This window comes from Shewanella sp. GD04112, assembly GCF_029835735.1.
In the GTDB taxonomy this organism is placed as follows: Bacteria; Pseudomonadota; Gammaproteobacteria; order Enterobacterales; family Shewanellaceae; genus Shewanella.
In genome coordinates this window covers 761,963-786,238 of record NZ_JAOEAL010000001.1, presented here as the reverse complement: position 1 = coordinate 786,238, position 24,276 = coordinate 761,963, and the positions used below count along the sequence as shown (strand labels likewise).

The window sequence follows — 24,276 nt, the reverse complement described above, 5'->3', positions numbered from 1 at the left end:
TAGGGATCAGCGGTAACATGAAAGCGTCACTCCAGCTCAAACTGGGTCAACAGTTAACCATGACGCCACAACTTCAACAGGCCATTCGTCTGTTGCAATTGTCGTCATTGGAACTGCAGCAAGAGATCCAGCAAGCCTTAGACTCTAATCCTCTTCTCGAGCTGGAAGAGGAGCAATTCGACGCGCCTACCGAACGTAAGCAAGATATCGCCGATACCGACTTTAGCGAAACGACAGCTCAGCCACAGGAACAAGACAATTCCACCGTAGACATTGCCGAGTCGCTGACCAAAGAATCCCTGCCCGAAGAACTCCCCATGGACACCACTTGGGATGAAGTCTTTACCGCATCACCAAACTCAGGTGCTGGCGCCAGCCGTGAAGATGACATGCCCTTCCAAGGGGAAACCAGTGAAGGCCTGTACGAACATTTAGAATGGCAGAAAAACCTCACGCCCTTCTCTGAAACCGATTTAGCCATCGCCACCGCGATTATTGATGCCATCGACGATCAGGGTTATCTCACTCAAAGTACTGAAGATATCCTCGAGGCCATGGGCAATCCAGAGATAGAACTGGATGAAGTCGAAGCCGTACTCAAGCGCATTCAACACTTCGATCCCGTTGGTGTCGCCGCAAGGGATTTAAGCGAATGTCTGCTTATCCAACTCTCCCACTTTGCGCCGGATACTCCACACCTCGAAAACGCCCGCATGTTGATCAAAGATCATTTAGATCTGATCGCCGCCCGCGACTTTAGATTGTTAATGCGTAAGACCAAGCTTAAGGAAGATGATCTGCGCGATAGCATTGCCCTCATCCAAACCTTAAACCCTCGCCCCGGCTTACTCATCACCCCTGTTGATGAAGAATATGTCATCCCCGATGTGTCGGTATCGAAGAAAAATGGCCGCTGGGTGGTCGAGTTAAACCCGGACTGCATGCCAAAAATCAATGTTAATCAACAATATGCAGCCATGGCACGCAGCACTAAAAGCCAAGCCGATAGCCAATTTATCCGCGGGCATCTGCAAGAAGCCAAGTGGTTTATCAAAAGCCTTGAAAGCCGTAACGAAACACTGCTCAAGGTGGCAAACTGCATAGTGCAATATCAACAGGGCTTCTTCGAATACGGTGAAGAAGCCATGAAACCTATGGTCCTAAACGATATCGCCGAGGCGGTAGAGATGCATGAGTCCACCATTTCACGGGTGACCACACAAAAATACATGCATACCCCAAAGGGACTTTTTGAACTAAAATATTTCTTCTCAAGCCACGTCGGGACTGATGATGGCGGTGAGTGCTCATCCACGGCAATCAGAGCCTTCATTAAGAAACTGGTTGCAGCGGAAAACCAGAAAAAACCATTAAGCGACAGCAAGATGGCACAACTTCTGGCAGAACAGGGAATTAACGTTGCGCGCAGAACCATTGCGAAGTACCGAGAGGCGATGCTTATTCCCCCTTCCAATCAGCGTAAAAGTTTATAGCCTAAAGTGGAAATCGGAGGACGTTTATATGCAAATAAACCTGAGTGGACACCATATCGAGATTACTGAATCGTTACGGGCTTATGTTGAGGAAAAGTTTTCAAAACTTGAACGTCATTTCGAACAGATCAATAATGTGCACGTTGTGCTCAATGTTGAGAAAATGCAACAAATTGCCGAAGCGAGAATAAACCTCACCGGTGGTGAAGTCTTCGCGACTTCAGAGCATGCAGATATGTATGCTGCCATAGACGTCCTGATCGACAAGCTTGATCGTCAGGTTATTAAACACAAAGAGAAGTTAACAAAACACTAGCAATGGAACTTCGTACCATACTGCGGCCGGAATGCACGACCTGCGCCACTCCGGGCAGTAAGAAAAAGGTACTGGAACTTATCAGCGACTTAGCCGCTGCCCAGTACCCCACCCTCTCATCTCAAGAGATCTTCGAAAGCCTAGTGGCGCGCGAAAAGATGGGGAGCACAGGTATAGGTAACGGCATCGCCATTCCACATGGTCGATTAACCGATATAACACAACCCATAGCCATATTGGTGAAATGTGAGGAGCCGATAGCCTTTGATGCTATCGATAAACAACCTGTCGACATTTTATTTGCGCTGCTAGTGCCTGCTGACCAATGTCAACAGCACTTAAGCACTTTGTCCTGCATGGCTGAAAAGCTCAGCGACAAGCAAATATTGAAGCAATTGCGCAAGACGCATGATGAAACGGAACTCTATCAGGTAATCACTGGATGAAACTGGTCATAGTGTCAGGGCGCTCAGGCTCAGGCAAATCGGTCGCACTAAGAGTGCTGGAAGATCTCGGCTACTATTGTGTCGATAATCTTCCTTTGCCGCTGATTGGCAGCTTACTCGAACAGCTCAAGGGCAGTAACGATCTCGTCGCCATCAGCGTCGACGTGCGTAACCTGCCGGAGCAAGACAAGGTACTCGTCAAACAGCTTGCTAGCCTGCCAGAGGGCACTGAACTTACCAGCTTCTTCTTAAACTCCAGCGATAAAGTACTGCTAAAGCGCTACAGCGAGACTCGGCGCTTACATCCCTTATCTAAGAGCCGAGTATCACTGCAGGAAGCCATTAAGCTTGAAGGCAAGTTGCTCGAGCCCCTGTCACAGCAGATGGATCACTACATAGATACCTCGAATCTGAATATCTATGAACTCAGCGACCAAGTACGGCAAATCCTGCTTGGCAGTGTCGATAAGGAACTGGTGATCAACTTCGAGTCTTTCGGTTTTAAGCATGGTATGCCAACCGAAGCCGACTTTATGTTTGATGTGCGCTTTTTACCCAACCCCCACTGGGAACCCGAGTTGCGCCCCCTCACAGGTTTAGATGAACCTGTGGCAGAGTTTTTAAATCGCCAGCCACTGGTCAATAAGTTCATCTGGCAAATCGAGAATTTACTCGAGACTTGGTTACCCCACTTAGAGCGTAATAACCGCAGCTATCTGACCATCGCCATCGGCTGTACTGGTGGTCAACACAGATCGGTTTACGTGGCCGAACAACTGGCTAAACGCTTTAGCAACGGCAAACACAAAGTGAATGCCCGACACCGAGAGTTAAGTCATGCCAAAGCTTGAGCGCCAAGTCACCATCTGCAATAAGCTTGGTTTACATGCCCGCGCCGCCACTAAGCTCGTGGTGCTTGCGTCTGAGTTTGATGCCAGCATTACTCTGATCCAAGGTGAAAAACAGGCCTCTGCCGCCAGTGTTTTAGGGTTACTTATGCTAGAAACAGGCATGGGTAAAACCATTACCCTGATTGCCGAAGGCCCAGATGCCGAGCCTGCGCTCAATGCCATTTGCGCGCTTATCGACGCTAAGTTCGACGAAGCCTGCTAATAGCCCCGACATCTCACCTCGATGCTCCCTGCCGTTATTCAGTACCCTGTTTGGTTTTGATTTCAGCACCTTATACCAGTAAAACACATTTGTGACTCGACGCCCTCCCGTGCGCTCAATTACAATATACTGCTGCGCTTTGGCTTAGTCCTCAACAGCCAAACGCCACCCATCCACCGTCACCACCTTGGAGGAAACATGCCTGTAGAAGCCTCAGACAGCTTACAAGTCGAACAACGTCTCGACCAACTGAGCCATGCCCTCAATAGCGGTATGTTTGTGCATGTCAGGCAAATGCTGCAAAACATGGCGGCGTCGGATATCGCATTGATTTTAGAGTCCTCGCCCCCTAAGGCGCGGCAAGTGTTGTGGCAACTTATCGATCAAGATCAGCTTGGGGATATTCTCGATGAACTCAGTGAAGAGTTAAAAGATCCGCTGATCCGCGCCATGAGTCCAGAGCGGGTCGCCAAGGCCACCGCCAGTATGGATACGGACGATCTCGCTTATATCCTGCGAAGCTTGCCGGATACCGTCTATAAGCAAGTATTGCAGTCAATGAGTCTGCAAAACCGCCAACGGGTGGAGCAGGCACTCTCATACCCCGACGAAACCGCGGGCAGCCTAATGAACACAGATACTGTGACCTTAAGGCCCGATGTGAATATCGATGTGGTACTGCGTTATTTGCGCCAACGGGGCAATCTGCCCGATACCACAGACACCTTATACGTGGTGGATAAGCACGATCGCGTACTTGGCGGGGTCAAACTTGCGGATCTGCTCACCTGCGATCCCAATACTCATATCAGCAGTATTATCGATACCGATATCGAGAGCATTCCCGTGGGCATGTCCGACAGTGAAGTCGCGCAGCTGTTCGAGCGCCATGACTGGGTATCCGCCCCCGTGGTCGATAGTGAGGGCAAGTTACTCGGGCGTATCACCATCGATGACGTGGTGGATGTTATCCGTGAAGACGCCGAGCACTCCATGATGGGGATGGCGGGGATGGACGACGATGAAGATACCTTCGCCCCTGTAGTGAAGAGCACTTTCCGCCGCTCACTCTGGCTGACAATTAACCTGTTTGCCGCCCTGTTAGCAGCCTCTGTCAGCAATATGTTTGAAGGCACAATCGAACAATTCGCCACGATTGCGATTTTAATGACAATTGTCCCTAGCATGGGCGGGGTCGCGGGTAATCAAACCTTAGCTCTGGTGATCCGTGGGATTGCTTTGGGTCATATTGGCCAGAGTAACGCCCGCTGGCTGATTGGCAAAGAACTCGCCATTGGCTTTTTGAACGGCCTCATGTGGTCGATTTTGGTGTTTATCGCGGTATTAGTTTGGAAAGATGATATGGCGCTTGCCAGCCTGATTGGCGGCGCAATGCTCATCAATATGACGGTCGCAGGACTGGCTGGCGCCAGTATTCCGCTGATCTTAAAGCGCTTAAAAGTGGATCCTGCGTTAGCGGGCGGCATGGTGCTCACCACAGTCACCGATGTGATTGGTCTGTTTGCCTTCCTAGGATTAGCGACCCTGTATTTAATGCACTAGTACTCAACCTGCTAAAACGAACAACAAAAATGGCGCCATAGGGCGCCATTTTAATGAGTCGATTAGCACTATTTTTTGGGCGGCTGAAAACCATAACCCGATAGAATAGCCTGTCCCTCAGGAGACAAAATAAACTCGGCTAAAGGTGCGGCCGCACTATTGGCATCCTTTAACACCAATAGGCCATAGTCGGCACCGACCGCTAGCTCAGGCGGTAAATCGACAATCTTGAGGCTCGGCACTTCTTTTTGTGCCAGCACCGCATTGGTGCAATAGGTTAAGAACACGTCCGCCTGCTTATTTTCCATCACCCAAGCATAGGGATTACGATCTTTGGGCGGTTTAGCACTTTCAGGCCCACCCGTTAGCTGCAAGGCTTTGGTTTCTAATGTGGTTTTTGCATTGGCTTTTAAGCCTTCGGCTTTCGCAAACACTACCCAAGCATAATCCCCCGCGGGATCGGCTTTTGGCGTCGACGTCCCGAGCTTAGTTTGCGGCGCGAGCAGGGTATCTAATAAGTTCGCATTGGTGAGTGGTACATCCGCCTGGGCAATGGCGCAGAGCTGGTTACGGGCAAACATTTGCACCTCTTGACCCACTCCCGCATCGACTAAGGCCTGTGGGTGTTTCATATTCGCCGAGGCGAAGATATCGACTCGCTCACCCTCTTGGATCCGCTTGAGTAATAAGCCCGAAGGCGCATATTGCGCCGCGACTTTGGCGTCGGATTTCGCTTGATAAGCGGCAATAATATCGTTCATCGCCGCCTTTAAACTGCCAGCGGCCCTGAGTTCAATTGGTGCAGTCGCCTCAGTGCTCATCGGTGCGCCTTGTGCCATTCCCGCCATCAATGTCGCCCCTAAACTGATTGCGAACACTAAACCTTGTTTTGCCATGCTGTACTCTCCATTCACACAGAAATGTCCTAGTGCATACATGACGGCAAAACCTTTAGCGGATCAAGTATTACCGCTGCCGGATAAATGCAAATCGGGACGATTGTGGCCAAGATCACTTAAGTCTTTTAGGTGACTGGACAAATTGTCCACTATGGCAAATTGTTGCCTAATACAAAGAGTCAGCGAGTGCTGATAGTAAAAAGTCGCCCGTAGGCGACTCTTATTTTATGGAAATTATTGCCCCGTTGGGGTTAACACAATTTCCACTCGACGGTTTTGGGCGCGACCTGCGGCATTCGCATTCGATGCGATAGGACTCGCCTTACCCATGCCCTTAGATTTAACCCGAGCAGAAGCGACGCCCTTGCTCATCAGGTAGTTGCCCACTTCGCTGGCACGCACTTGTGATAAACGTAGGTTGTAAGCATCTGAACCGCTGCTGTCGGTGTAACCTAATACGTTCAGTTGAGTCTTGCTGTATTCCTTGGCCACCAGCGCGACTGAGTTCAATACGCGCTTAGCGCCATCGCTCAGCTCAGTTTGGTCGACACCAAAAGTCACTTCGTTTGGCATGTTGAGAATAATATTGTCACCGTCGCGGGTTACACTCACACCTGTCGACGCCAACTGTTGGCGCAGTTTGGTTTCTTGCACATCCATGTAATAACCAATACCACCACCGACGGCGGCGCCAGAGGCTGCACCAATTAAAGCACCTTTACCGCGGTCACTCTTACTTGATGACGCAACCCCAACGGCTGCACCGGCAACCGCACCAATTAAAGCGCCAGTCGTCGCTTTCGCCGTTTGTTGTTCGTTGGTATAGGGATTGACAGTCGAGCAACCCGAGGCAATCAGGGCACTGGTAACCACGACAATCGCCAGCTTTGACGCTGGCAGAGATTTAATCAGAGAAGGCTTCATCATTTATGACCTCATAACATGATTGATGATGGTTTTTACCCGCCAAAAGGCAAAGGACGTGGCAAGTCGCCAAAAGACACCATAAAAACCGCAGTATATAAATATTCTCTGTTGAGACAATCTTTAATCGCTTTATCGCTCAGTTTATGACTGATTTAATCGAAAACAACACTAAATGGAAACATCTCAAGATCATCTGCACAACATTTAGAGTAAAAGCACTGAAATAGTGCAAGCTGCACCGTTTCTGACATAACTCAAAAAAGCCACCGTTTGAAACATTTTACTAAGATTTTGATTTTAAATATAAATACAAATTTTAAAAAATTGGCACGGATCTTACATACTAATAAATAGGTAGAAGAGCAGAGGCGCTCAAGCGACTCACTCAACACCTTAAGTAAGCTGTTTGACATCGATGGACGTTAATCTAAGTGCCCGTTGTGAGGCATGGTAATCGAAGCACAATCCCAAAGCGGATTGAGGAGGAAGAGATGAAACATCTGATGAAACTTATTAGTCATTGTCGCCACGAATGGTTGTCCCTGCGCCACCTAGGACATAGCCAGTGGGATATAGAGCAGCGTCACTAATCAGCAAGGAAAACACCGAAAGAACCAGCAAGTAGACAGATCATAGAGTAAGAGGGATAGCCCATGGGAATCGCCAATCATAGTCTTAAACCTAATGTTATTTTTGAAGTGAAAGTTAAAGGCAGATTACTCTCTGATGTCGCACGACAGTACGGTATTTCGGCTAAAGCGGTTTACCAATGGGTAAGGGAAAGCGAGCAACAGCCGCAGCAAAGGGAATGCGCGTTAATGACTGAAATAGCGCAATTGCAGAAACGCATTAAACAGCTAAACAGTGAATTACGCACTATAGGTTGAGGTGACCTCGCCAGTGCCCTTATCGACAAGGCCGGACCCCATTGCATATTGCCCTGTAGGTCTAACGCGATATGAAAGTTGTGCTAAAAACAATAATAACAGCGCCCTTTTACGTCCGGCCTTGTCATCCAATTAATTGAATTAGATATAAATAACAGTTTAGACAGGGTCGGATGGGTATCTATTATCGCTCCCCAACGACCTAAGATATAAATCGTACAAATAACAATAATAACTGTGCTGTTTACTATCCGGCTCTGTCAACTTAATGCTCAAAATGTATGCAATAGCAACAAAGGAAAGGTTTTGACAAGGCTTTAGAGGGAGTTATCTCCCCCAAAGATCAAATATGTGAATTGTGCTCCCCCAAGTCACGAACATATTACCCTCTTGGGTCTTGTCCTTTTATTCACGGATCAATGACGATCCAGCGCTAGGCTAGGATAGCGCGCCACGGATGGCTGTGTTGCTTGCAACACCTAAGGTTTCGGCAAGGCTCGAGGGAGTTATCTCCCCCAAAGATTAAATATGTCGATTGTACTCTCCGACCAATCCAACATATTTTCTCCCTTTGGTCTTGTCCTTTTATTAAGTGGTCAATGGAAAGGAAGGGGTATTTGCCCATGCCAAGGACGGCAATGTGAGATATTCAAAATCAACAGGTTAATAATATTCTCCAATAAAAAAGACGCCTATCTGGCGTCTTTTTTATTGGGATGTCAGCTAATAGTTTTCGTTAGCCTCTTGAAGTCGCAGCTTACGCTCCTGCGCCTCATCATAGGCGGCTTGGATTTCATCCAATACAGAATTGACATCGGCATCGACTAATACTTCGGTAAATTTACCCGTGAGCGGCGTATCCGCTTTTAATTGTCCCGCCTCAAACAGCGCCCACATTTCTTTAGCATATTGAGTCTTGAGTAGATCGGGAGCGTACTGGCCGTAATATTGCGTCATGTTATTAACATCACGCTCCAGCATCCATTTCGCATGGTTGTTGGCTGCGGCATCGACGGCCTGAGGTAAATCGATAATCACCGGGCCATTAGCATCCACTAGGACGTTAAATTCGGATAAGTCGCCATGGACTAAACCAGCGCAAAGCATACGTTTAACATAGGTCATCACTAACCCATGGTCGTGGATGGCTTGCTCGGCACTAAAGCTCACATCATTCAAACGGGGCGCGACATGGCCTTCGCTGTCGGTGACGAGTTCCATCAACAATACGCCATCGAAACAGCCGAAGGGCGTAGGCACTCTGACCCCCGCATCGGCTAAACGAAACAACGCATCGACCTCGGCGCTCTGCCAAGCCTCTTCCATCTGTTCGCGGCCAAATTTGGAGCCTTTTTCCATCGCCCTAGCGCGGCGGCTATTACGGACTTTGCGCCCCTCTTGGTAAACCACCGCCTGCTTAAAACTGCGTTTCTCCGCTTCCTTATATACCTTGGCGCAGCGAATATCCTCACCACAGCGTACCACGTACACTGTAGCCTCTTTACCGCTCATCAGTTGGCTAATGACTTCGTCAACCAGCCCTTCATCAACCAGAGGTTGGATTCGTTTAGGAGTTTTCATACCGACCTTATACCTTACTTAGGCGTAAGATGGAATGTGCCGGGCAAATCTTCATATAAAAGCAGCCTTATAAAGAGGATAGATAAAAAGATTCAGTTAAAGATACCTGACTTCAGTAAAAACTAAAGCACCTCGCGCAGGAACACAATAGCAAAACGTAGTGGAATTAAAGTCAGTAAAGCTGCTGAAAATTACCCTCTATTGCCTGTACCTTGGCTTAACGATCGCATCGATTGACTCAAGCAACAAGACACTGAAATCCATTGTGATTTATACAAAGAGTGCTATCACACTGCCCACGGTTGCGGCGACTTTCAGCAATTGCCCGGCTTTGTAGTAGCCTTGGTTGCCCTCTTGAGGTGGAGTTTCGCGATCACAAAGAGGTTCATGGGTCTTAGGTTCTGCCAAACCAAGTGCGCCATGGGCGAAAGATTGCAGGGCACCGACCTCTGAAGGAGTATTGTTATCACTCGATTCTTGAGGTTCAGTGCCTTTTTTAAGTTCTGCTTGCACCTCTTTAGAAGACGTAGAAGTCGTCGCCATGTGCGGCGCAGACCGTTTTGACCCCAAGGGCGAACTATCTGATGGCGGCAGTGGAGCCAACATAAGGATTTCCAACACAAGATACTGAAAAGTAAAACTAACATTAACTCAATGCCTTAGCATTATGGCATCGCTCGAGTTGTGACTCAGATAGGAAAAGTCCCCCTGAATTCTGCGCCAGCTAACCGTATTCGTGGCGAAATATAGCGCTAGCTCTCCCCTTCCCTAGGCTTTATGCTGATGCCATTTTGTGACTTGTCAGATCTTAGAATGCGCTACCTTAATTTTGCTTTGGCTCTTACCGCCCTCTCCCTCACCCAATGCACTAGCCTCTCACTCGAGGAATGTCGAGATAATGACTGGTACGCCACGGGTTTAGCCGACGGTAATCGGGGCGCTAACGCGAGCCAACTCAATCAGTATCAGCAGGATTGTCGTGAGTTTAATCTCAGAGTGGATGCAGCCCAGTGGCAACAGGGATATCAGCAGGGACTTATCAGCTATTGTCTGCCCGAAAATGGCTATCGCGTGGGTCTAGCTGGAGATAATTACTATGGCGTTTGTAGCAACAATCAGTTTGTTGAGCGTTATAACCAAGGACACGAGCAGTATCTGGTGAATAAACGTCTAGCCGAAATTGCCGACCGCTTAAATGCCATCGATAGCGAGATCAGTAGCATCAACAACAAGCTAAACAACCTCACCGATAAAGCCGAACTGCTAAAGCAAAAGAACACCCTATTGAACGAGAAAAACCATCTCCTCGACGAAAGACTACGCCTTCGCCGAGGTGATATTCGCTTTGAGTTTCGCTTCTAAGCGTTCGTCTCAGAGTTACTTGGAGGATAAGCCATCACTTAGAGATAGCTTCTTTGGTACTAATAATACTGATTTTGTTGGCGACTTTAATCTTGTTAACCTTAGGCACTCGCAGGAAGAAGCCATAATAGAGCAAGCTAGCGGATGTCCAAGCGATGGCCAAACTCCATAAATCATGGCTTAAGAAGTGGGCACCACGCAGCTCCTGCGCAAAACCAAACACCGCACCTAAAACAATGCCGAAGATTAAGCCGGCCTTAGCATACTGTGGGCGGTATTCCTTCAACACATAATAGCTTGCGACCCAAGCAAAACCGCCACTCGAATGTCCACCGGGGAAACACTGACCAAACTCGGCGCCCTCTGGCAAACGAGCAAATAGGGATGAGTGCATCATGCGACCACCAAACTCAAGCACATCCCAGGGACAAGTCATATGGGTAAGACTCTTACCAAGGCGCACTAAGACCACACTCGCTAGCACACTGCAAAACAAATAGATAAAACCTTTACGATAAGGTCGCAACTTGTCGACGCGAAAGCTTAAGCCAATGCAACTAACGACGACTACGGCAAGCAGAATCACCAGATTTCGCCCAGTGACATGCAGCAGCCCCTCTGTCAACCAATGGCCACGCAAAGGCCAAGAATCGACCCCACCCTGCCAGTGAAATAACAAGCTGGCGAACCGCATATCGGCATGGGTCAGTTCGAGCCAAAAAATAATCACCGCAAACACAAGCCAAGGTGTGAGCAAATGTCCCTTTGCAAAACTGAAAAATGTCGTCCTAACATTACTTTTCATAATGTAATGCACTTAGTTATCCACTCGCCAAAATACCCAGCACCAGACTACGGGCGAATTCTTATCAAAAGCTTAAGGAAACCAAAACACGGAAATTAACATAGTTTTTACAAAATAAGGCGAACTTAATCGTGCTGGAAAACTCGAAAACGAAGAAAAAGGCTATAGTGTATAAATAACAAAGTGCTTTTTGGATGAGCCTCAAATGCCCTACAAGTTTGCCCTCCAACAATCTCAAAAAGAACGTTTATTCGCGGATATCGCTATTGATACAGGCAAGATTACCGTGCCGCCTGAGATGCTAGAGAATTGGCAACAAACCTTAGATCTACTCTCCGAGATAGTGGATACGCCGGCTGCGCTTATCATGCGCGTTCACCCTACCGAGATTGAAGTATTTGCCTCAAGCCATAGTCAGGGAAATCCCTACAAGCCCCACGATAAAGAGCATTTGGGCCATGGCCTGTATTGCGAAACCGTGATGAAAGAATGCCGCGAGCTCCACATCCCCAACGCTTTGAAGGATACCGATTGGGATAAAAATCCCGACATAAAACTGGGGATGATTGCCTATTGTGGGCTGCCCTTGCATTGGCCCGATAACAGCACCTTCGGCACCATTTGTATGCTCGACAGTAAGGAGCGCAACTACAGCCAGCAGTTCCGCAGTTTATTGGCACGATTTCAAAATGCTATCGAAACCAATCTGATCACTCTGTTCCAACAGGCTAAGTTGCAGCTCCATAACCAACAACTCGAACAGAAAGTGCAGCAACGCACCCATGAACTGGCAGAACTCAGTGCCAAGTTAATCCGTGAAATTGAAACCCGTACGACGACCGAAAGCTCGCTTGAGTATCATAAGAGCTACGATCCGCTGACGGGGTTACCCAACAGACTCAATCTCATCAATACCCTAGCGAATATGCTGGAAGAGATTAATCGTAAAGAAAAAATCTCAGTATTTTACTTAGGGCTGCGTAACTTCAAATCCATTAATGACAGCTACGGTTATCTTATCGGCGATAAGATACTCACTATCTTGAGCCAGCGCTTGCAGCATTGCACAGACGGCCATACCTTTATTGCCCGCATCGCAGGGGCGGAGTTTGTGCTAGTGCAAGCCCATAAGCCCTCGCAGCGCGAAACGAATAAAGTGCTTAATCAGATCATCAACTGCTGTAATTCGCCCTTTGGTATCGCCGACTTTGTGATCACTATTCCCTCGTCAATCGGCATAGCGCAGGCACCAAGCGACGGTATCGATGCCGCGACCTTGCTGCAAAAAGCAGGTGCCGCCATGACCATTAGTAAGGCCGAAGGCACACCCTATAGCTTTTTTAATCAAGATACCCAAACAGCGCTGAGCCAGCGTTATCAGCTCGAGTCCCACTTAGTCGATGCACTGAGAAACAATGAATTAAGCCTGCACTACCAACCCTTTATCGAACTCAAGACCCACAAAGTGATTGGTGCAGAAGCCCTGCTGCGTTGGCACAATCCCGTGCTAGGACAAGTTCCCCCCGACCGATTTATCGCCTTGGCCGAACGTAATGGGCAAATCATGGAGATAGGTAACTTTGTGCTCCACAGCGCCATTAAACAAGCCGCCGACTGGTGCCGAATACTGCAACGGGACTTTAAAATCGCCATCAATATCTCCCCCGTGCAAATGCGTAATCCCCGCTTTGCCGAACATATTGCCGAGCTACTAACCCTGCACCAATTACCTGCCACGGCACTGGAGCTCGAGATCACCGAAGGAATGCTATTGCAGGACGAGCACTTAGCCCATAACGCTATTCAGCAATTGCAGGAACTGGGGATCCGCATCTCACTCGATGACTTTGGCACTGGCTACTCTTCCCTAAGCTATCTGCAAAAGTATTCCTTCGATACCTTAAAAATCGACCGCTGCTTTATCAGCAAACTCGAAAACAGCGAGCAGGACAGGGAGTTAACTAAGGCCATTATCGCCATAGGTAAAAAGCTCAAACTTAAGGTGATTGCCGAGGGAGTTGAAAACACCCATCAGGACAGTTTTATCCGCAGTGAAGAATGCGATTTAGGCCAAGGCTATCTCTATGGCAAACCCATGACGCCAGCGCAGTTTGAGCGGGATTTTATCCGCAAGCCAGAGGCTTAAATTCATTTTGTAAAGAAAGCACTGTGACTTGATGCCGTCATGCCTTGTTAATACCAAACAAACAAGCATCTAGCTTGAATAAGCACAAACAAATCGGCCATTAAAATAAAAAGCCCCCGCAACCTAAATTGCGGGGGCTTTGCTATGAGGGGTTAGCTCATATTCAAGGATGTTTACTTGTAAGTTGCTTCGCGTTTTTTCGCTTCTTCATCCCACTTAGGTAACACGTCTTTCTTGAATGCTTCTTTCTCTGCATTCATCTTGTCCATGTCCATACCCAGTGCAGCCTGTGCTTTAGCTTTAGTAGAGATATCTGGGATAGCAACAGGATCTGTTAAACCTTTTTTCGCTAACAACTGTGCTAACTTAACACGAGCATCAGCGGCTTTATTAACAGACGTACCCAACACTCGTAGTGCTTCTTCAGGCGCGTGAGCTGCAACACCGTGCGAAGCAATGGCTAAATCCCAGCGCCATTGAGCGTGGCGAATATCAGTTAAAATTGGCTTCATCTCAGCTTCGGTAGCACCTAATTCCCATGCTTTAGCGGCTTCGAAGTGCGCTTTCACTAATTGCTCTTCCGCTTTAAGTTTCATTTCTTTAACTTTAGCTTTGCGCTCATTAGTAACGCCAACTAAGAATTCTTTCGTTTGGCTATGGCAAGTTGCACAGGTTTCGTCGAAGCGATCGAACGGGTTACCGACTTTATGGTCAGTGAACTTCTTACCTTCAGGGCTAGTCACTTTAGGCATATGGCAGTCAACACAACTGACATTATTTTTACCATGAATACCCAGTTTCCAAGTTTCATACTCAGGGTGCTGTGCTTTTAACATTGGCGTCTTAGATAACGCGTGAGTCCAATCTGAGAACTCGATACCATCGTAATAAACTTCCATCTGGTCAACAGTGATGCCCATATCCCAAGGGAATTTTACGAAGTTCTTTCTGTCTTCTTTCTTCTCGAAATAGTATTCAACGTGACATTGACCGCAAACCATTGATTGCTTGTCTTTCTTCGAGGCTTTATCAAATGGCGTACCGATAGCATCCATTGCGCGGTCTACATAAGGACGAGAGATCCGCAGTTTTGGCGAACCTTTTTCATGGCAATCGCCACAGCCAATAGTATTGGTCACTTCCGGGCCACCTTTAGCCCACTTGCCTTTGAAGTAACCGTCTTCACCTTGTTCTTCGATCAGGCGAGGTACGTCAGGGCTCTTACAGCTCCAACAAGCCATTGGCATTGGGCCGTCTTCCGCGTTGGCAGGGGCGCCAGTACGTAGCGTATTACGCACATCAGTCACGGCATACATATGGCCGCGAGGCGCGTTGTAATCTTTAGCAAAACCATAACCAGCCCACAGAATAACCATATTAGGATCCTGTGCTAATGCATCAACAAGCTCTTCACTCTTTGCAGTGTCATGCCAGCTATTATATTGATTTTTAAATTTATCTTTATAAACTTCGTTGCGAGGCTCGGTCTTATCGCTCGCCATCGCACCCGCCGCCATGAAGCTCGCGGCAACCAATGCACTGAGTGCAAAGGACTTACCTGTCATCTTCTTCATCATCTCATCTCCGTGTTGCATTATTTTAATAAATCACGACATCTCCAAGGCCAAAGTTAGTGGCTTAAACCCTCCAAAGACATACCTCTTAGGGGGTATCTAGAACGAAGTTTGCGCTAGATCAAAATGTAATAGTGTTGTTGTTCACACTTTTATGTTTTCGTTAGTGTAGTACATTATTTTCTAATGTAAAACACGACTAAAGTGCCATTAAATCAATGGCCCATATATTAGGTAATGGACATATGAAACGAGGCAGCCTTACCTCTAAAATTTTGGGTTTAATGTTAGTACTGATTTTGCTTTCTAGCAGCTTGGCCATCTTCGCAATCATCAATTTGTCTTACAGTTTAGGCGATGCAAAGGCCATCAACGCCTCGGGTTCACTGCGGATGCAAAGTTACCGGCTGATGTTTTATGCCAATTCGGGCAGTGATGCCGCCCAAGAGAAGATTGCCGAGTTTGAAAACACCTTGCACTCCGAGGCATTGCAACCTTCCACAGGTTGGCTTAGCCCGAAAAAGATCGCCGATCAGTATCAGCTCGTCATCGATAAATGGCTGGTGATGAAGTACTACATTGAGCAGGAAAACTCCCGCGACTACGCCGCCTCGCTCAAGGACTTTGTCGATACCATTGATTTATTGGTGTTAGAAATGGAGCACCACGCCGCCTTTAAGCTGCGCCTGCTTGCCGCGAGCCAGATTTTTGGACTCGGGCTAATGCTCGCCATCGCCTTTTTAGCGGTACGTTTCACCAAGCGGAAAGTCGTAGTGCCCTTACAGCAGTTAATGGAATCGGCTAACACCATTTCGAAGGGTAACTTTGAGATAGAAATGCCCGAGACCGAATATATTGAGCTCACCGCCCTAACCCACGCGCTGCAAAAAACCGCCCGCGAGCTCGCAACCCTGTACGGCAACTTAGAATCCCAAGTGGCCGAAAAGACCCTTGCACTCACCAGAGCAAACAATGAGCTCGCGTTTTTATACGATAATCTATTGACACTAAATGCGAATAAACTCGACTACAAGGCACTTAGAGCGGCGTTAAATCAATTAAAAGATTATGAGTCTATCGACTATTTACGGCTCATTATTCAGTACCCAGAGCAAGAGTTAGAAGTAGTGGAAGCCGATGGTGGTTGGCCGGAAGATACCCAAAACAGTACCCGCTTTCCACTGCAATTTGAGCAGGCCGACTTAGGTTACTTAGAGCTTATTTCGGCGCAGGACACGAATACGCCGCTGTTTAAAAACTTCGCCATCATGCTCACTCGCTCCATCGTTATCCATAACGCCACCGAGCAACGCCAGCAGCTGGCCTTGATGGAGGAGCGCGGCGTTATCGCTAGGGAATTACACGACTCCCTAGGTCAGGTACTGTCCTTCCTCAAAATCCAAATTAGCTTGCTGCGCAAAAACTTAGATCATAGTTGCCGCAGCCCTGCGATCGAGGGGCAACTGACGGAAATCAATGAAGGCGTCAGTACAGCCTATGTACAGCTTAGGGAGTTATTATCCACCTTCAGATTAACCATCAAAGAACCGAATCTGAAGAACGCGATGGAAGCCATGCTAGAGCAACTTAGGGCCAATACCGATATCAAGATCCATCTCGATTATAAACTCTCGCCCCAATGGCTCGAGGCGAAGCAGCATATTCACATTCTGCAAATCACCCGTGAGGCCACACTCAACGCGATAAAACATGCCAATGCCAGCCAGATCAATATTCGCTGTTATAAAGATGACAATGGCATGGTCAATATCAGTGTGAGCGATAACGGCATAGGAATTGGCTATCTTAAGGAGCGAGATCAACACTTTGGCATAGGGATCATGCACGAGCGTGCCAGTAAATTAGCCGGTACTGTTGTATTTAGTAGCAATGATACGCACACTAATAGCAAGGGAATTACCGAACAACTAGACCAAGACCAACCGGATGTGCCCTTAGCGTCTAATAACAAATCCAATTTGTCACAGGGAACCAAAGTTACTTTAATCTTCCCTTCCCAACAGGAGCCTACACATGGGTAAACCTTATTCAGTCCTCGTGGTCGATGACCATCCCCTCCTACGTAAAGGGATCTGCCAGCTGATCGCCTCCGATCCGGATTTTAGTCTCTTCGGCGAAGTCGGTGGAGGCTTAGACGCCTTAAGCGCCGTCGCCACCGATGAGCCCGATATTGTACTGCTCGATCTGAATATGAAGGGAATGACTGGACTCGATACCCTCAATGCCATGCGCCAAGAAGGCGTGACTTCACGAATAGTGATCCTCACCGTTTCGGACGCCAAACAAGATGTTATTCGACTGCTACGCGCGGGCGCCGATGGATATTTGCTGAAAGATACCGAGCCGGATCTGCTGCTCGATAAGCTCAAAAATGCCATGTTGGGCCACAGAGTGATCAGCGACGAAGTTGAAGAATATCTGTACGAGCTTAAAAATGCCGCCGATGAGCAGGAATGGATTTCAAGCCTCACGCCAAGGGAGCTACAGATCCTGCAACAGCTGGCGGAAGGATTAAGTAACCGTATGATTTCAGAGCACTTACATATCAGTGAAGGCACGGTAAAAGTGCACGTGAAAAATCTGCTGCGTAAGGCCAATGCCAAGTCGAGAACCGAAATGGCGGTAAGGTATCTGAACAACTAACGCTTCAAATCGAGTGGTTCAGCACTAAGCTAAAAAACAAAGGCAATCAATCGATTGCCTTTATTGTCTGTAGGAGTAGAAATTTGTGCTATCGCCCTTTTTGCACAAACTCATACCAACTTAGCAGAGCTTCCTCTAAATCTTCTAATCCACAATAGGCTTCCGATTCCGCATCGTAGAGGGACATCGATTCCTCGAGTTCATACTCTTGCTCAAACCCTAAGGCATTGGCATAAATGCGCGCCTGTTCTTCATCCAGATCTAGGGTGAGATCGCAGCCAATTAACCGCCAAGAATCACGCTTACCCGCCTGAATTTCTTTGATAATATCGAGCACTTGTTGAATTTTGGCTAACTCAGGCCCCAACTCTTCCGAAAACCATTGGCCCAGCACTTCATGGTCCATACTAAAGCTGGCTAAATAAGTGCCCGTCAAACTGTTACGCCGAAATTCATATTCCATTTTATCTTCTCAATGCATTACAACTATGGCTAATTTTAATCTATTTCATCGTAACTTGCTTGGCCAGCAATTTAGCCCCACCAAGGGCTGCAATTGTCAGCACAATCATCGCCTAGACTTCATTTTCACAACGAAATCAGTTAGCTTGAGTCCATGATTTAGCAAGAGATGGAATGCGATATGCACGATGGATTTATCTACAGCTTAGTGCTTAGCGGCGCGCGCGCGGGGTCAACCTTAACCCCGGAAGAGCTTGAAAACTGGGATCCCAAGGATGGGCTGATCTGGATACACCTACGTTATCGCCACAAAAAAGCCCGCCACTGGGTGTTAAATAGCGGCTTGAATAAAGTCGAAAGCGATGCCCTGCTCGCCCAAGATACCCGCCCGCGTGCAGTACTCGCTGGTGAAGGCGTTTTGCTGGCCCTGCGCGGCGTAAACTTAAACCCCAATTCAGCCCCAGAAGACATGGTAGCGGTGCGTATTTACGCCGATAAACAGCGGATTATCTCAACCTGCGATCGTGAGCTGCTCTCTGTCAAAGATGTCGCCGAACTCATTATGGAAGGCGCAGGTCCCACCACTACAGGGGACTTTATCGTCGCCGTTTGCGAAAGACTCACCACCCGTAAAGTGGATTTTATCGACACCCTCGAAGAGCAACTGTCTGAGTTAGAAGAACAAGTGGTCTCTGGCAATGTGAAAGATTTACGTACTGATATCGCCGAGCTACGCAGACAAACCGTGGCGCTGCGCCGTTATTTAGGCCCGCAGAAAGAAGCTTACGCTAAGATGCTGTCCGATCAGTTTGTGCTATTTAACGAGCCCGAAAGACTCAAGATGCGCGAAACCACGGACAAACTGATCCGCACAATTGAAGACTTAGATGCCCTACGTGACCGAGCCAATGTGACCCAGGAAGAGTTGCTCAGCCAGCAATCGGAGCAGCTAAACAAGCGCTTGTATTTCTTATCCTTAGTCTCAGCAATCTTCTTGCCGCTGGGCTTTTTAACCGGCTTGCTTGGGGTGAATATTGGCGGCATTCCCGGTGCGGATAACACTTGGGCCTTTGCGACCTTCTGCGGCATTCTTATCTCGCTGGTCGCCCTGCAAATGGCACTCTTCTATCGCTTTAAGTGGTTGTAGACTGGAATAAAAAACGCCAATCACAGGATTGGCGTTTTGTTTTGTGGATTGCTTTTACTGCGGCAACTCAAACAGATTCGTCATGACTTTATAAAGCTCTGTGCCTTGATGCACTGACGCCGAGGCAAAATGGAGTATGGGCACACAATCCTGCGGCAAGCTTAGTGCCGTCAGCTCCTGCTCACTGCCATATAAGTCAAGGCGCAGCAGATTGACTAAGGTCTCACCCGCCGCCAGTGGCTCTCCCACGGGCGCCACATATTCCACCAATCCCGCCATGGGCGCATGGTACTTTTTGTAATCCTTAAGATAACAGCCAAAACGCGGCATCTTTGCGGGCGCGACTCGCTCGGCGATCACCCCTCGATGACTCAAATAGGCCAAAATGCCCTTGGCATCGACTAAAGCATCATCGAGGCAAATGCGTTCTTGGCTCGCCAGTTCCAAGGTAAGGGCCGAAACGGCAATCTCGAGATCCCTCCCCTGCGCTTTCGCCACTTCACTCAATTGCCACCAAGGGCAAAATGCCGCTTCATCCATAGCCCCGCCAAAACTATTGGGGATCACTAAGGTGTATGGAATCGAGAAATACTGCGCCGCCGCAAGGTCATATTCTGGACAATACAAGTGTTTACAGGATTTAGGCCCGGTATGCAGATCCAATACTATATCCGCCTCGTGGGCCATAGCCTGCAGGTTAACCGCTAATCTGTGGCCTGTGGTCACGCCCCACTCATTGCGTAAACGCTGCTGACACGCCTCGACTAAAGTGCTGCGGTAAGCTTGGATAAGCGCGCTATCGCTCAGCTCAGCATGCTCACGGTACCAAGCGGGTAAATCAATCGAGTGATTTAAGTACTCGCGGTTCCAGTTTGCCCCTGTGATAGGGTCAAAACGCCCCAGCGTAAACTCACCGCTCTTTTGATTTATCCCCAGCGGATTCGCTAAGGGCACTAAGGTGATTTCCCCCTAAGATGTCGCAGCGTTCGAGCTGCTTCATCAATTGGAAAATCACCGCATTGCCCTGCACCTCAGCGCCGTGGACATTGGCCTGAATATACACTTTAGGGCCAGCGACTTGGCCACTTGGCTTGAAGTGGTAAATCGGCAGGGTGAGCGCTTGCCCTGCGGCAAGCTCCCCAATGGTTAAAGACGATGCAATCGGTTGCATATTACACGCCTTCGAACAGGTTTTCGTGCAGTGCTTTAACCACTTGCGCCGCTTCTGATTCGGCTACCAATACGCACAAGTTATGCGGGCTGGCGCCTTGGCAGATCATACGCACATTGTGGGGCTCGAGCACTTCAAACACCCGGCGGCAAATGCCGGCAGTGGTGGCAATCCGGTTACCGATAATCGCCACCAGTGCTAAACCATCTTCAACACGCACGCGGCAATGCTGTGATAATTCCTGCAACAGCGCCTCGCTCAACAGCCCTTGGCCGCTTGAATCAGAGCCGGTTTTATCTAGGGTCAGAGAGACGTTAACTTCGGAAGTGGTGATCAAATCCACACTGATCTTATGCCTTGCCAGTGTGGCAAAGGTTTCAGCCAAGAAGCCCTGTGCATGCAGCATTTGCAGGCTGTGTAAATTGAGTAGCGTTTGGTCGCGGCGCAGTGCAACCGCGCGAAACACGGGCGCATCTTCAACCTGATGACGGATCCAAGTACCGCCCTTTTCAGGCTCCTTACTCGAGCCGACAAACACTTGAATTTGTTGGCGCACCGCAGGAAGAATCGTCGCAGGGTGCAGCACTTTGGCACCGAAAGTCGCCATTTCGGCGGCTTCGTTAAAACTGATTTCGGCAATAGGATGGGCGTTTGGCGCAAGGCGCGGATCGGTAGTGTAAATCCCGGCCACATCGGTCCAAATCTCAACCGCGGAGGCTTTTAAGGCTTCGGCTAACAGTGCCGCAGAATAGTCGCTACCGCCACGGCCAAGCGTGGTGGTTTGTCCCGCCTCATCGGAACCAATAAAGCCTTGAGTCACAATCACTTGTTTAGATAACAGCGGCAGTAAATGCTCACGTGAGAGAGAGGCAATTTGCTCAACCTGTGGTTCGGCGCGGCCAAAATGGCTGTCGGTGCGCAGCACTCTGCGCACATCGAAGGCACTCGAGTTAGCGCCTTTTTCCCGCAATACCGCCGCAAATAATGCTGATGAGCACTGCTCGCCAAGGGACAATAACTCATCCATGGTGGCCTTGCTGCGCTGGGATGCTAGCGCTTCGCTCAATACCGCCATACGGCTTAACAGCTTATCCAATGCCGCAGCTACATCGTTGGGACGACCCAGTTTATCTAAGATAGCGTATTGAATTTGCGCAATTTGCTTTAAGCGCTGTAAACGACCATCGTCGTTCATCGACTCTTGGGTGAGCTCAACCAAAAGGTTAGTCACGCCACTGGAGGCGCTAACCACTACTAAACGGCAATCGGGATTGCCCAGTACGATATCGGCGCAGCGATTCATTGCGCCGTAATCGGCGACTGAGGTACCACCAAATTTTGCGACAACAAGAGACATTATCGTACCTCCGCAGAAGCAGAAGACACGGCACAAACTAGGATAAGATCTTGATTAACTAACATGATTACGCTCCGAACCAACTTCGTTCGAAGAGCCTGGTGCTCAATGATACGCACCCCAATAGAAGGGAAACAGCAATCGTCACCAGAAGCTCTCCACCAATTACAGGTGACAATCGTTAGGATTCAGCCTAAGCGACCGACATAAACATGCAGCAACCACATCTATGCCTCGGCGTTAATCTCCCTCATCAATCATCGCTGGAGTTTGTGCTCCTCTGACTGACTACCTAGTTAACGCTCCTCTTCTGTTCCTTTCCGCCGGAAAGGGACGAAAAAAGTAGCAATAAACCCCTAATGAAGTCAATGCTAATTTCACATCGCATAAACAAATTCAATAAACGCTTTTAAAAACAATGAGCAATTTAGCGGTAAAGCCAAAGCAAAAAATGGCGGCGAGGTATCGAACAGACATTCAAAGGATTAAAAAAGAAGCGACCTAGCCTTGCCCTTTACAGGCAAAGCCGGATAAGAAAATAGTTAAAAACGCGCGGGTTAGGTCGCTAGATCGGGCAGTTCGTAAACCAAACGCACGTGATCATTAAACAGGCCTAAACACACTTCATCATGCCCGGTGATGGTGCAAGGCACTAAACTCACCTCACCCTTTTCCACCATATAGATGGCATATTGATTAAACTTTTTCCCTAGCTGCAGCGCCATGCTTCTATCGACAAACACCGCCCAGCTCTTCTCCATATGGGATAAATCTGGCGATGCGCCCACCATTGCACGATAGGGGCTGCCGATTAATTCAATATCACGGAGAAGTTGGCGGTCAAGTAAACGGTTTTGGCTGGGACTGAGGAGGGTTGAAGCGGGATTATGGGCGGTAATTACAGCAAAGGAAAAATCACAGGATAATGCTTGAGTAAGCAAAAACAACGGCTTCTGGTAATGCTGCCACAAATCTTGAGTCATGTTGTCCATTGGTAGTCTAGTCGAAAAATGAACCCGGGTTAGTGTAGCAGAGCGCCTCAAAAATCCAAAGAGGCGTGAACTGGCTCACAAGAATCAAAAATACATTAGTTATACTAATCAATGACTAAAGTAAATATCATGGTAAATCAGGGCCTCAACCAGAAATTTGTTAACATTTCATTTGTTAACAAATGCCTAAAACGAGTACAATGACGCCATTGGCTAGTTAAGCAGATAACATTAAGTTTGCTTAATCTTGACAAGGGTTTGTTAGATTCCTCTGCGAAATCACCCTAATCTGGCCAGACATCTTTTAAAATGTGTTCTACATTTGAGTTATCATTTAAACATTTTAAAAAAAACAATAGTTAAGGAACTATTTATAACTATTGCTTATCGAAGTTGATACTGGTTACGTTTTATCGTATTACACTTTAAACGTGCACTTTATATACATCCTGATGTGTCGCCGTAAAGATCTTTCCTTTGAAGCACAGAGCAGTTAGAGGAAGTATCAACATTTTATGAATATAAGGATCCGATGTAAGCGGTCCTTATGGTTAGAATAAAATTGGTTAAAATTTAGGTAATTAATATGCAAAATCCGCACATTCTGATCGTTGAAGATGAAGCCGTTACCCGTAACACGCTGAGAAGTATTTTCGAGGCAGAAGGGTATGTGGTAACTGAGGCCAATGATGGCGCAGAAATGCATAAGGCTATGCAGGAAAACAAAATTAACCTAGTGGTTATGGACATTAACCTACCAGGTAAAAACGGTCTGTTGTTGGCACGTGAATTACGTGAAATCAACAACATCGGTCTGATCTTCCTGACAGGCCGTGACAACGAAGTCGACAAAATCCTTGGACTTGAAATTGGCGCGGACGATTATATTACCAAGCCGTTCAACCCACGTGAATTGACGATTCGTGCTCGCAACCTTCTGACTCGTGTGAATAGCGCTGGTAACGAAGTCGAAGAAAAGAGCTCTGTCGAATACTACCGTTTCAACGATTGGAGCCTAGAGATCAATAGTCGTTCTCTGGTGAGCCCACAGGGTGAATCTTACAAACTGCCACGTAGCGAATTCCGCGCTATGCTGCACTTTGTTGAAAACCCAGGAAAAATCTTAACTCGTGCCGATCTACTGATGAAGATGACTGGCCGTGAGTTAAAGCCACACGACCGTACTGTTGACGTGACTATCCGTCGTATCCGTAAGCACTTCGAAAGCTTGCCAGATACGCCAGAAATCATCGCAACGATCCACGGTGAAGGCTACCGTTTCTGCGGTAACTTAGAAGACTAATCTTCTAAGTCCGTTTGAATAATAAAAACCAGATCCTCTGATCTGGTTTTTTTATCTCTGTAATATCG

Annotated in this window: 22 protein-coding genes, 1 pseudogene and 1 riboswitch; of the genes and pseudogenes, 13 read left to right on the top strand and 10 right to left on the bottom strand. The window is 47.9% G+C overall.

What is annotated here, in order from left to right; all coding sequences use genetic code 11:
• Positions 1-17 precede the first annotated feature (17 nt).
• From N7386_RS03455 to mgtE, 6 genes are all read left to right on the top strand, one after another.
• Entirely contained in the window at positions 18-1,493 is a 1,476-nt protein-coding gene (locus tag N7386_RS03455; protein WP_279767065.1) for an RNA polymerase factor sigma-54, read from the top strand.
• A gap of 28 nt (positions 1,494-1,521) precedes the next feature.
• Positions 1,522-1,809, top strand: coding sequence for a ribosome hibernation promoting factor (gene hpf, locus N7386_RS03450; protein ID WP_007650503.1), 288 nt, complete (start codon positions 1,522-1,524; stop codon positions 1,807-1,809).
• Positions 1,810-1,811: 2 nt separating this feature from the next.
• Positions 1,812-2,255, top strand: a complete 444-nt coding sequence (gene ptsN / locus N7386_RS03445; RefSeq protein WP_011621469.1) for a PTS IIA-like nitrogen regulatory protein PtsN — start codon at positions 1,812-1,814, stop codon at positions 2,253-2,255.
• The gene (rapZ, locus tag N7386_RS03440; protein WP_011073702.1) at positions 2,252-3,106 is read left to right on the top strand and encodes an RNase adapter RapZ; all 855 of its coding nucleotides are present in this window, start codon (positions 2,252-2,254) and stop codon (positions 3,104-3,106) included. The genes ptsN and rapZ overlap by 4 nt, the downstream gene beginning before the upstream one ends.
• On the top strand, positions 3,093-3,368 hold the full coding sequence (locus tag N7386_RS03435) for an HPr family phosphocarrier protein (RefSeq protein WP_011627201.1): 276 nt from the start codon (positions 3,093-3,095) through the stop codon (positions 3,366-3,368). Before rapZ ends, N7386_RS03435 begins: the two co-directional genes overlap by 14 nt.
• Positions 3,369-3,566: 198 nt before the next feature.
• On the top strand, positions 3,567-4,931 hold the full coding sequence (gene mgtE / locus N7386_RS03430) for a magnesium transporter (protein ID WP_011627202.1): 1,365 nt from the start codon (positions 3,567-3,569) through the stop codon (positions 4,929-4,931).
• 68 nt (positions 4,932-4,999) lie between these two features.
• On the opposite strand, the gene N7386_RS03425 is transcribed toward mgtE, so the two are convergent.
• Together N7386_RS03425 and N7386_RS03420 are read right to left on the bottom strand one after the other, a co-directional pair.
• Positions 5,000-5,827 (bottom strand): molybdate ABC transporter substrate-binding protein, encoded by an 828-nt coding sequence (locus tag N7386_RS03425; RefSeq protein ID WP_279767064.1) that lies wholly within the window; start codon positions 5,825-5,827, stop codon positions 5,000-5,002.
• A 237-nt stretch (positions 5,828-6,064) separates the two neighbouring features.
• Positions 6,065-6,757: an OmpA family protein gene (locus N7386_RS03420; RefSeq protein WP_279767063.1), complete on the bottom strand. Its 693-nt coding sequence runs from the start codon at positions 6,755-6,757 to the stop codon at positions 6,065-6,067.
• 653 nt (positions 6,758-7,410) lie between these two features.
• Here N7386_RS03420 and N7386_RS03415 point away from each other — a divergent pair.
• A complete protein-coding gene (locus N7386_RS03415; RefSeq protein WP_279767062.1) occupies positions 7,411-7,644 on the top strand; it encodes a transposase in 234 nt (77 codons plus the stop codon).
• Positions 7,645-8,367: 723 nt separating this feature from the next.
• Here the strand turns inward: N7386_RS03415 and N7386_RS03410 are convergent.
• Both N7386_RS03410 and N7386_RS03405 read right to left on the bottom strand, forming a co-directional pair.
• Positions 8,368-9,225: a PA4780 family RIO1-like protein kinase gene (locus tag N7386_RS03410; protein WP_279767061.1), complete on the bottom strand. Its 858-nt coding sequence runs from the start codon at positions 9,223-9,225 to the stop codon at positions 8,368-8,370.
• A gap of 270 nt (positions 9,226-9,495) precedes the next feature.
• The gene (locus N7386_RS03405; RefSeq protein ID WP_279767060.1) at positions 9,496-9,831 is read right to left on the bottom strand and encodes a hypothetical protein; all 336 of its coding nucleotides are present in this window, start codon (positions 9,829-9,831) and stop codon (positions 9,496-9,498) included.
• 207 nt (positions 9,832-10,038) lie between these two features.
• On the opposite strand from N7386_RS03405, the gene N7386_RS03400 reads away from it, so the two are divergent.
• Positions 10,039-10,587, top strand: coding sequence for a DUF2799 domain-containing protein (locus N7386_RS03400; protein ID WP_279767058.1), 549 nt, complete (start codon positions 10,039-10,041; stop codon positions 10,585-10,587).
• 34 nt (positions 10,588-10,621) lie between these two features.
• Here the strand turns inward: N7386_RS03400 and N7386_RS03395 are convergent, their stop codons facing one another.
• Positions 10,622-11,392 (bottom strand): phosphatase PAP2 family protein, encoded by a 771-nt coding sequence (locus tag N7386_RS03395; RefSeq protein WP_220057309.1) that lies wholly within the window; start codon positions 11,390-11,392, stop codon positions 10,622-10,624.
• A gap of 205 nt (positions 11,393-11,597) precedes the next feature.
• On the opposite strand from N7386_RS03395, the gene N7386_RS03390 reads away from it, so the two are divergent.
• Entirely contained in the window at positions 11,598-13,538 is a 1,941-nt protein-coding gene (locus N7386_RS03390) for a GGDEF domain-containing protein (protein WP_279767057.1), read from the top strand.
• Positions 13,539-13,711: 173 nt separating this feature from the next.
• Here N7386_RS03390 and nrfA read toward each other — a convergent pair whose 3' ends face one another.
• Positions 13,712-15,115: an ammonia-forming nitrite reductase cytochrome c552 subunit gene (nrfA, locus tag N7386_RS03385; protein WP_279767056.1), complete on the bottom strand. Its 1,404-nt coding sequence runs from the start codon at positions 15,113-15,115 to the stop codon at positions 13,712-13,714.
• A gap of 242 nt (positions 15,116-15,357) precedes the next feature.
• Between nrfA and narQ the strand changes: the two genes are divergently transcribed.
• Together narQ and N7386_RS03375 are read left to right on the top strand one after the other, a co-directional pair.
• Positions 15,358-17,154 carry a nitrate/nitrite two-component system sensor histidine kinase NarQ gene (narQ, locus tag N7386_RS03380; protein ID WP_279767055.1) on the top strand — a complete coding sequence of 599 codons (1,797 nt, stop codon included), beginning with the start codon at positions 15,358-15,360 and terminating at the stop codon, positions 17,152-17,154.
• Positions 17,147-17,776, top strand: coding sequence for a response regulator (locus tag N7386_RS03375; RefSeq protein WP_011621455.1), 630 nt, complete (start codon positions 17,147-17,149; stop codon positions 17,774-17,776). Before narQ ends, N7386_RS03375 begins: the two co-directional genes overlap by 8 nt.
• Positions 17,777-17,864: 88 nt before the next feature.
• Here the strand turns inward: N7386_RS03375 and N7386_RS03370 are convergent, their stop codons facing one another.
• Positions 17,865-18,239 carry a YacL family protein gene (locus N7386_RS03370; protein ID WP_279767054.1) on the bottom strand — a complete coding sequence of 125 codons (375 nt, stop codon included), beginning with the start codon at positions 18,237-18,239 and terminating at the stop codon, positions 17,865-17,867.
• A gap of 180 nt (positions 18,240-18,419) precedes the next feature.
• On the opposite strand from N7386_RS03370, the gene N7386_RS03365 reads away from it, so the two are divergent.
• Positions 18,420-19,385 (top strand): zinc transporter ZntB, encoded by a 966-nt coding sequence (locus tag N7386_RS03365; protein WP_220054659.1) that lies wholly within the window; start codon positions 18,420-18,422, stop codon positions 19,383-19,385.
• Positions 19,386-19,439: 54 nt separating this feature from the next.
• Here N7386_RS03365 and N7386_RS03360 read toward each other — a convergent pair.
• The 3 genes and pseudogenes from N7386_RS03360 to N7386_RS03350 form a co-directional block, all read right to left on the bottom strand.
• A pseudogene (locus tag N7386_RS03360) lies at positions 19,440-20,556 on the bottom strand (succinylglutamate desuccinylase/aspartoacylase family protein).
• 1 nt (position 20,557) lies between these two features.
• Positions 20,558-21,913, bottom strand: coding sequence for a lysine-sensitive aspartokinase 3 (gene lysC / locus N7386_RS03355; RefSeq protein WP_279767053.1), 1,356 nt, complete (start codon positions 21,911-21,913; stop codon positions 20,558-20,560).
• 143 nt (positions 21,914-22,056) lie between these two features.
• A riboswitch (Lysine riboswitch) is annotated at positions 22,057-22,231 on the bottom strand.
• Between the two features lie 239 nt (positions 22,232-22,470).
• Positions 22,471-22,905 (bottom strand): DUF3293 domain-containing protein, encoded by a 435-nt coding sequence (locus N7386_RS03350; protein ID WP_011621450.1) that lies wholly within the window; start codon positions 22,903-22,905, stop codon positions 22,471-22,473.
• 586 nt (positions 22,906-23,491) lie between these two features.
• Here N7386_RS03350 and arcA point away from each other — a divergent pair.
• The gene (arcA, locus tag N7386_RS03345) at positions 23,492-24,208 is read left to right on the top strand and encodes a two-component system response regulator ArcA (RefSeq protein WP_007644695.1); all 717 of its coding nucleotides are present in this window, start codon (positions 23,492-23,494) and stop codon (positions 24,206-24,208) included.
• Positions 24,209-24,276 lie beyond the last annotated feature (68 nt).

Coding starts and splice junctions, on each gene's coding strand:
- N7386_RS03455 (WP_279767065.1), top strand. CDS start 18: ATGAAAGCGTCACTCCAGCTCAAACTGGGTCAACAGTTAACCATGACG.
- hpf (WP_007650503.1), top strand. CDS start 1,522: ATGCAAATAAACCTGAGTGGACACCATATCGAGATTACTGAATCGTTA.
- ptsN (WP_011621469.1), top strand. CDS start 1,812: ATGGAACTTCGTACCATACTGCGGCCGGAATGCACGACCTGCGCCACT.
- rapZ (WP_011073702.1), top strand. CDS start 2,252: ATGAAACTGGTCATAGTGTCAGGGCGCTCAGGCTCAGGCAAATCGGTC.
- N7386_RS03435 (WP_011627201.1), top strand. CDS start 3,093: ATGCCAAAGCTTGAGCGCCAAGTCACCATCTGCAATAAGCTTGGTTTA.
- mgtE (WP_011627202.1), top strand. CDS start 3,567: ATGCCTGTAGAAGCCTCAGACAGCTTACAAGTCGAACAACGTCTCGAC.
- N7386_RS03425 (WP_279767064.1), bottom strand. CDS start 5,827: ATGGCAAAACAAGGTTTAGTGTTCGCAATCAGTTTAGGGGCGACATTG.
- N7386_RS03420 (WP_279767063.1), bottom strand. CDS start 6,757: ATGATGAAGCCTTCTCTGATTAAATCTCTGCCAGCGTCAAAGCTGGCG.
- N7386_RS03415 (WP_279767062.1), top strand. CDS start 7,411: ATGGGAATCGCCAATCATAGTCTTAAACCTAATGTTATTTTTGAAGTG.
- N7386_RS03410 (WP_279767061.1), bottom strand. CDS start 9,225: ATGAAAACTCCTAAACGAATCCAACCTCTGGTTGATGAAGGGCTGGTT.
- N7386_RS03405 (WP_279767060.1), bottom strand. CDS start 9,831: ATGTTGGCTCCACTGCCGCCATCAGATAGTTCGCCCTTGGGGTCAAAA.
- N7386_RS03400 (WP_279767058.1), top strand. CDS start 10,039: ATGCGCTACCTTAATTTTGCTTTGGCTCTTACCGCCCTCTCCCTCACC.
- N7386_RS03395 (WP_220057309.1), bottom strand. CDS start 11,392: ATGAAAAGTAATGTTAGGACGACATTTTTCAGTTTTGCAAAGGGACAT.
- N7386_RS03390 (WP_279767057.1), top strand. CDS start 11,598: ATGCCCTACAAGTTTGCCCTCCAACAATCTCAAAAAGAACGTTTATTC.
- nrfA (WP_279767056.1), bottom strand. CDS start 15,115: ATGATGAAGAAGATGACAGGTAAGTCCTTTGCACTCAGTGCATTGGTT.
- narQ (WP_279767055.1), top strand. CDS start 15,358: ATGAAACGAGGCAGCCTTACCTCTAAAATTTTGGGTTTAATGTTAGTA.
- N7386_RS03375 (WP_011621455.1), top strand. CDS start 17,147: ATGGGTAAACCTTATTCAGTCCTCGTGGTCGATGACCATCCCCTCCTA.
- N7386_RS03370 (WP_279767054.1), bottom strand. CDS start 18,239: ATGGAATATGAATTTCGGCGTAACAGTTTGACGGGCACTTATTTAGCC.
- N7386_RS03365 (WP_220054659.1), top strand. CDS start 18,420: ATGCACGATGGATTTATCTACAGCTTAGTGCTTAGCGGCGCGCGCGCG.
- lysC (WP_279767053.1), bottom strand. CDS start 21,913: ATGTCTCTTGTTGTCGCAAAATTTGGTGGTACCTCAGTCGCCGATTAC.
- N7386_RS03350 (WP_011621450.1), bottom strand. CDS start 22,905: ATGGACAACATGACTCAAGATTTGTGGCAGCATTACCAGAAGCCGTTG.
- arcA (WP_007644695.1), top strand. CDS start 23,492: ATGCAAAATCCGCACATTCTGATCGTTGAAGATGAAGCCGTTACCCGT.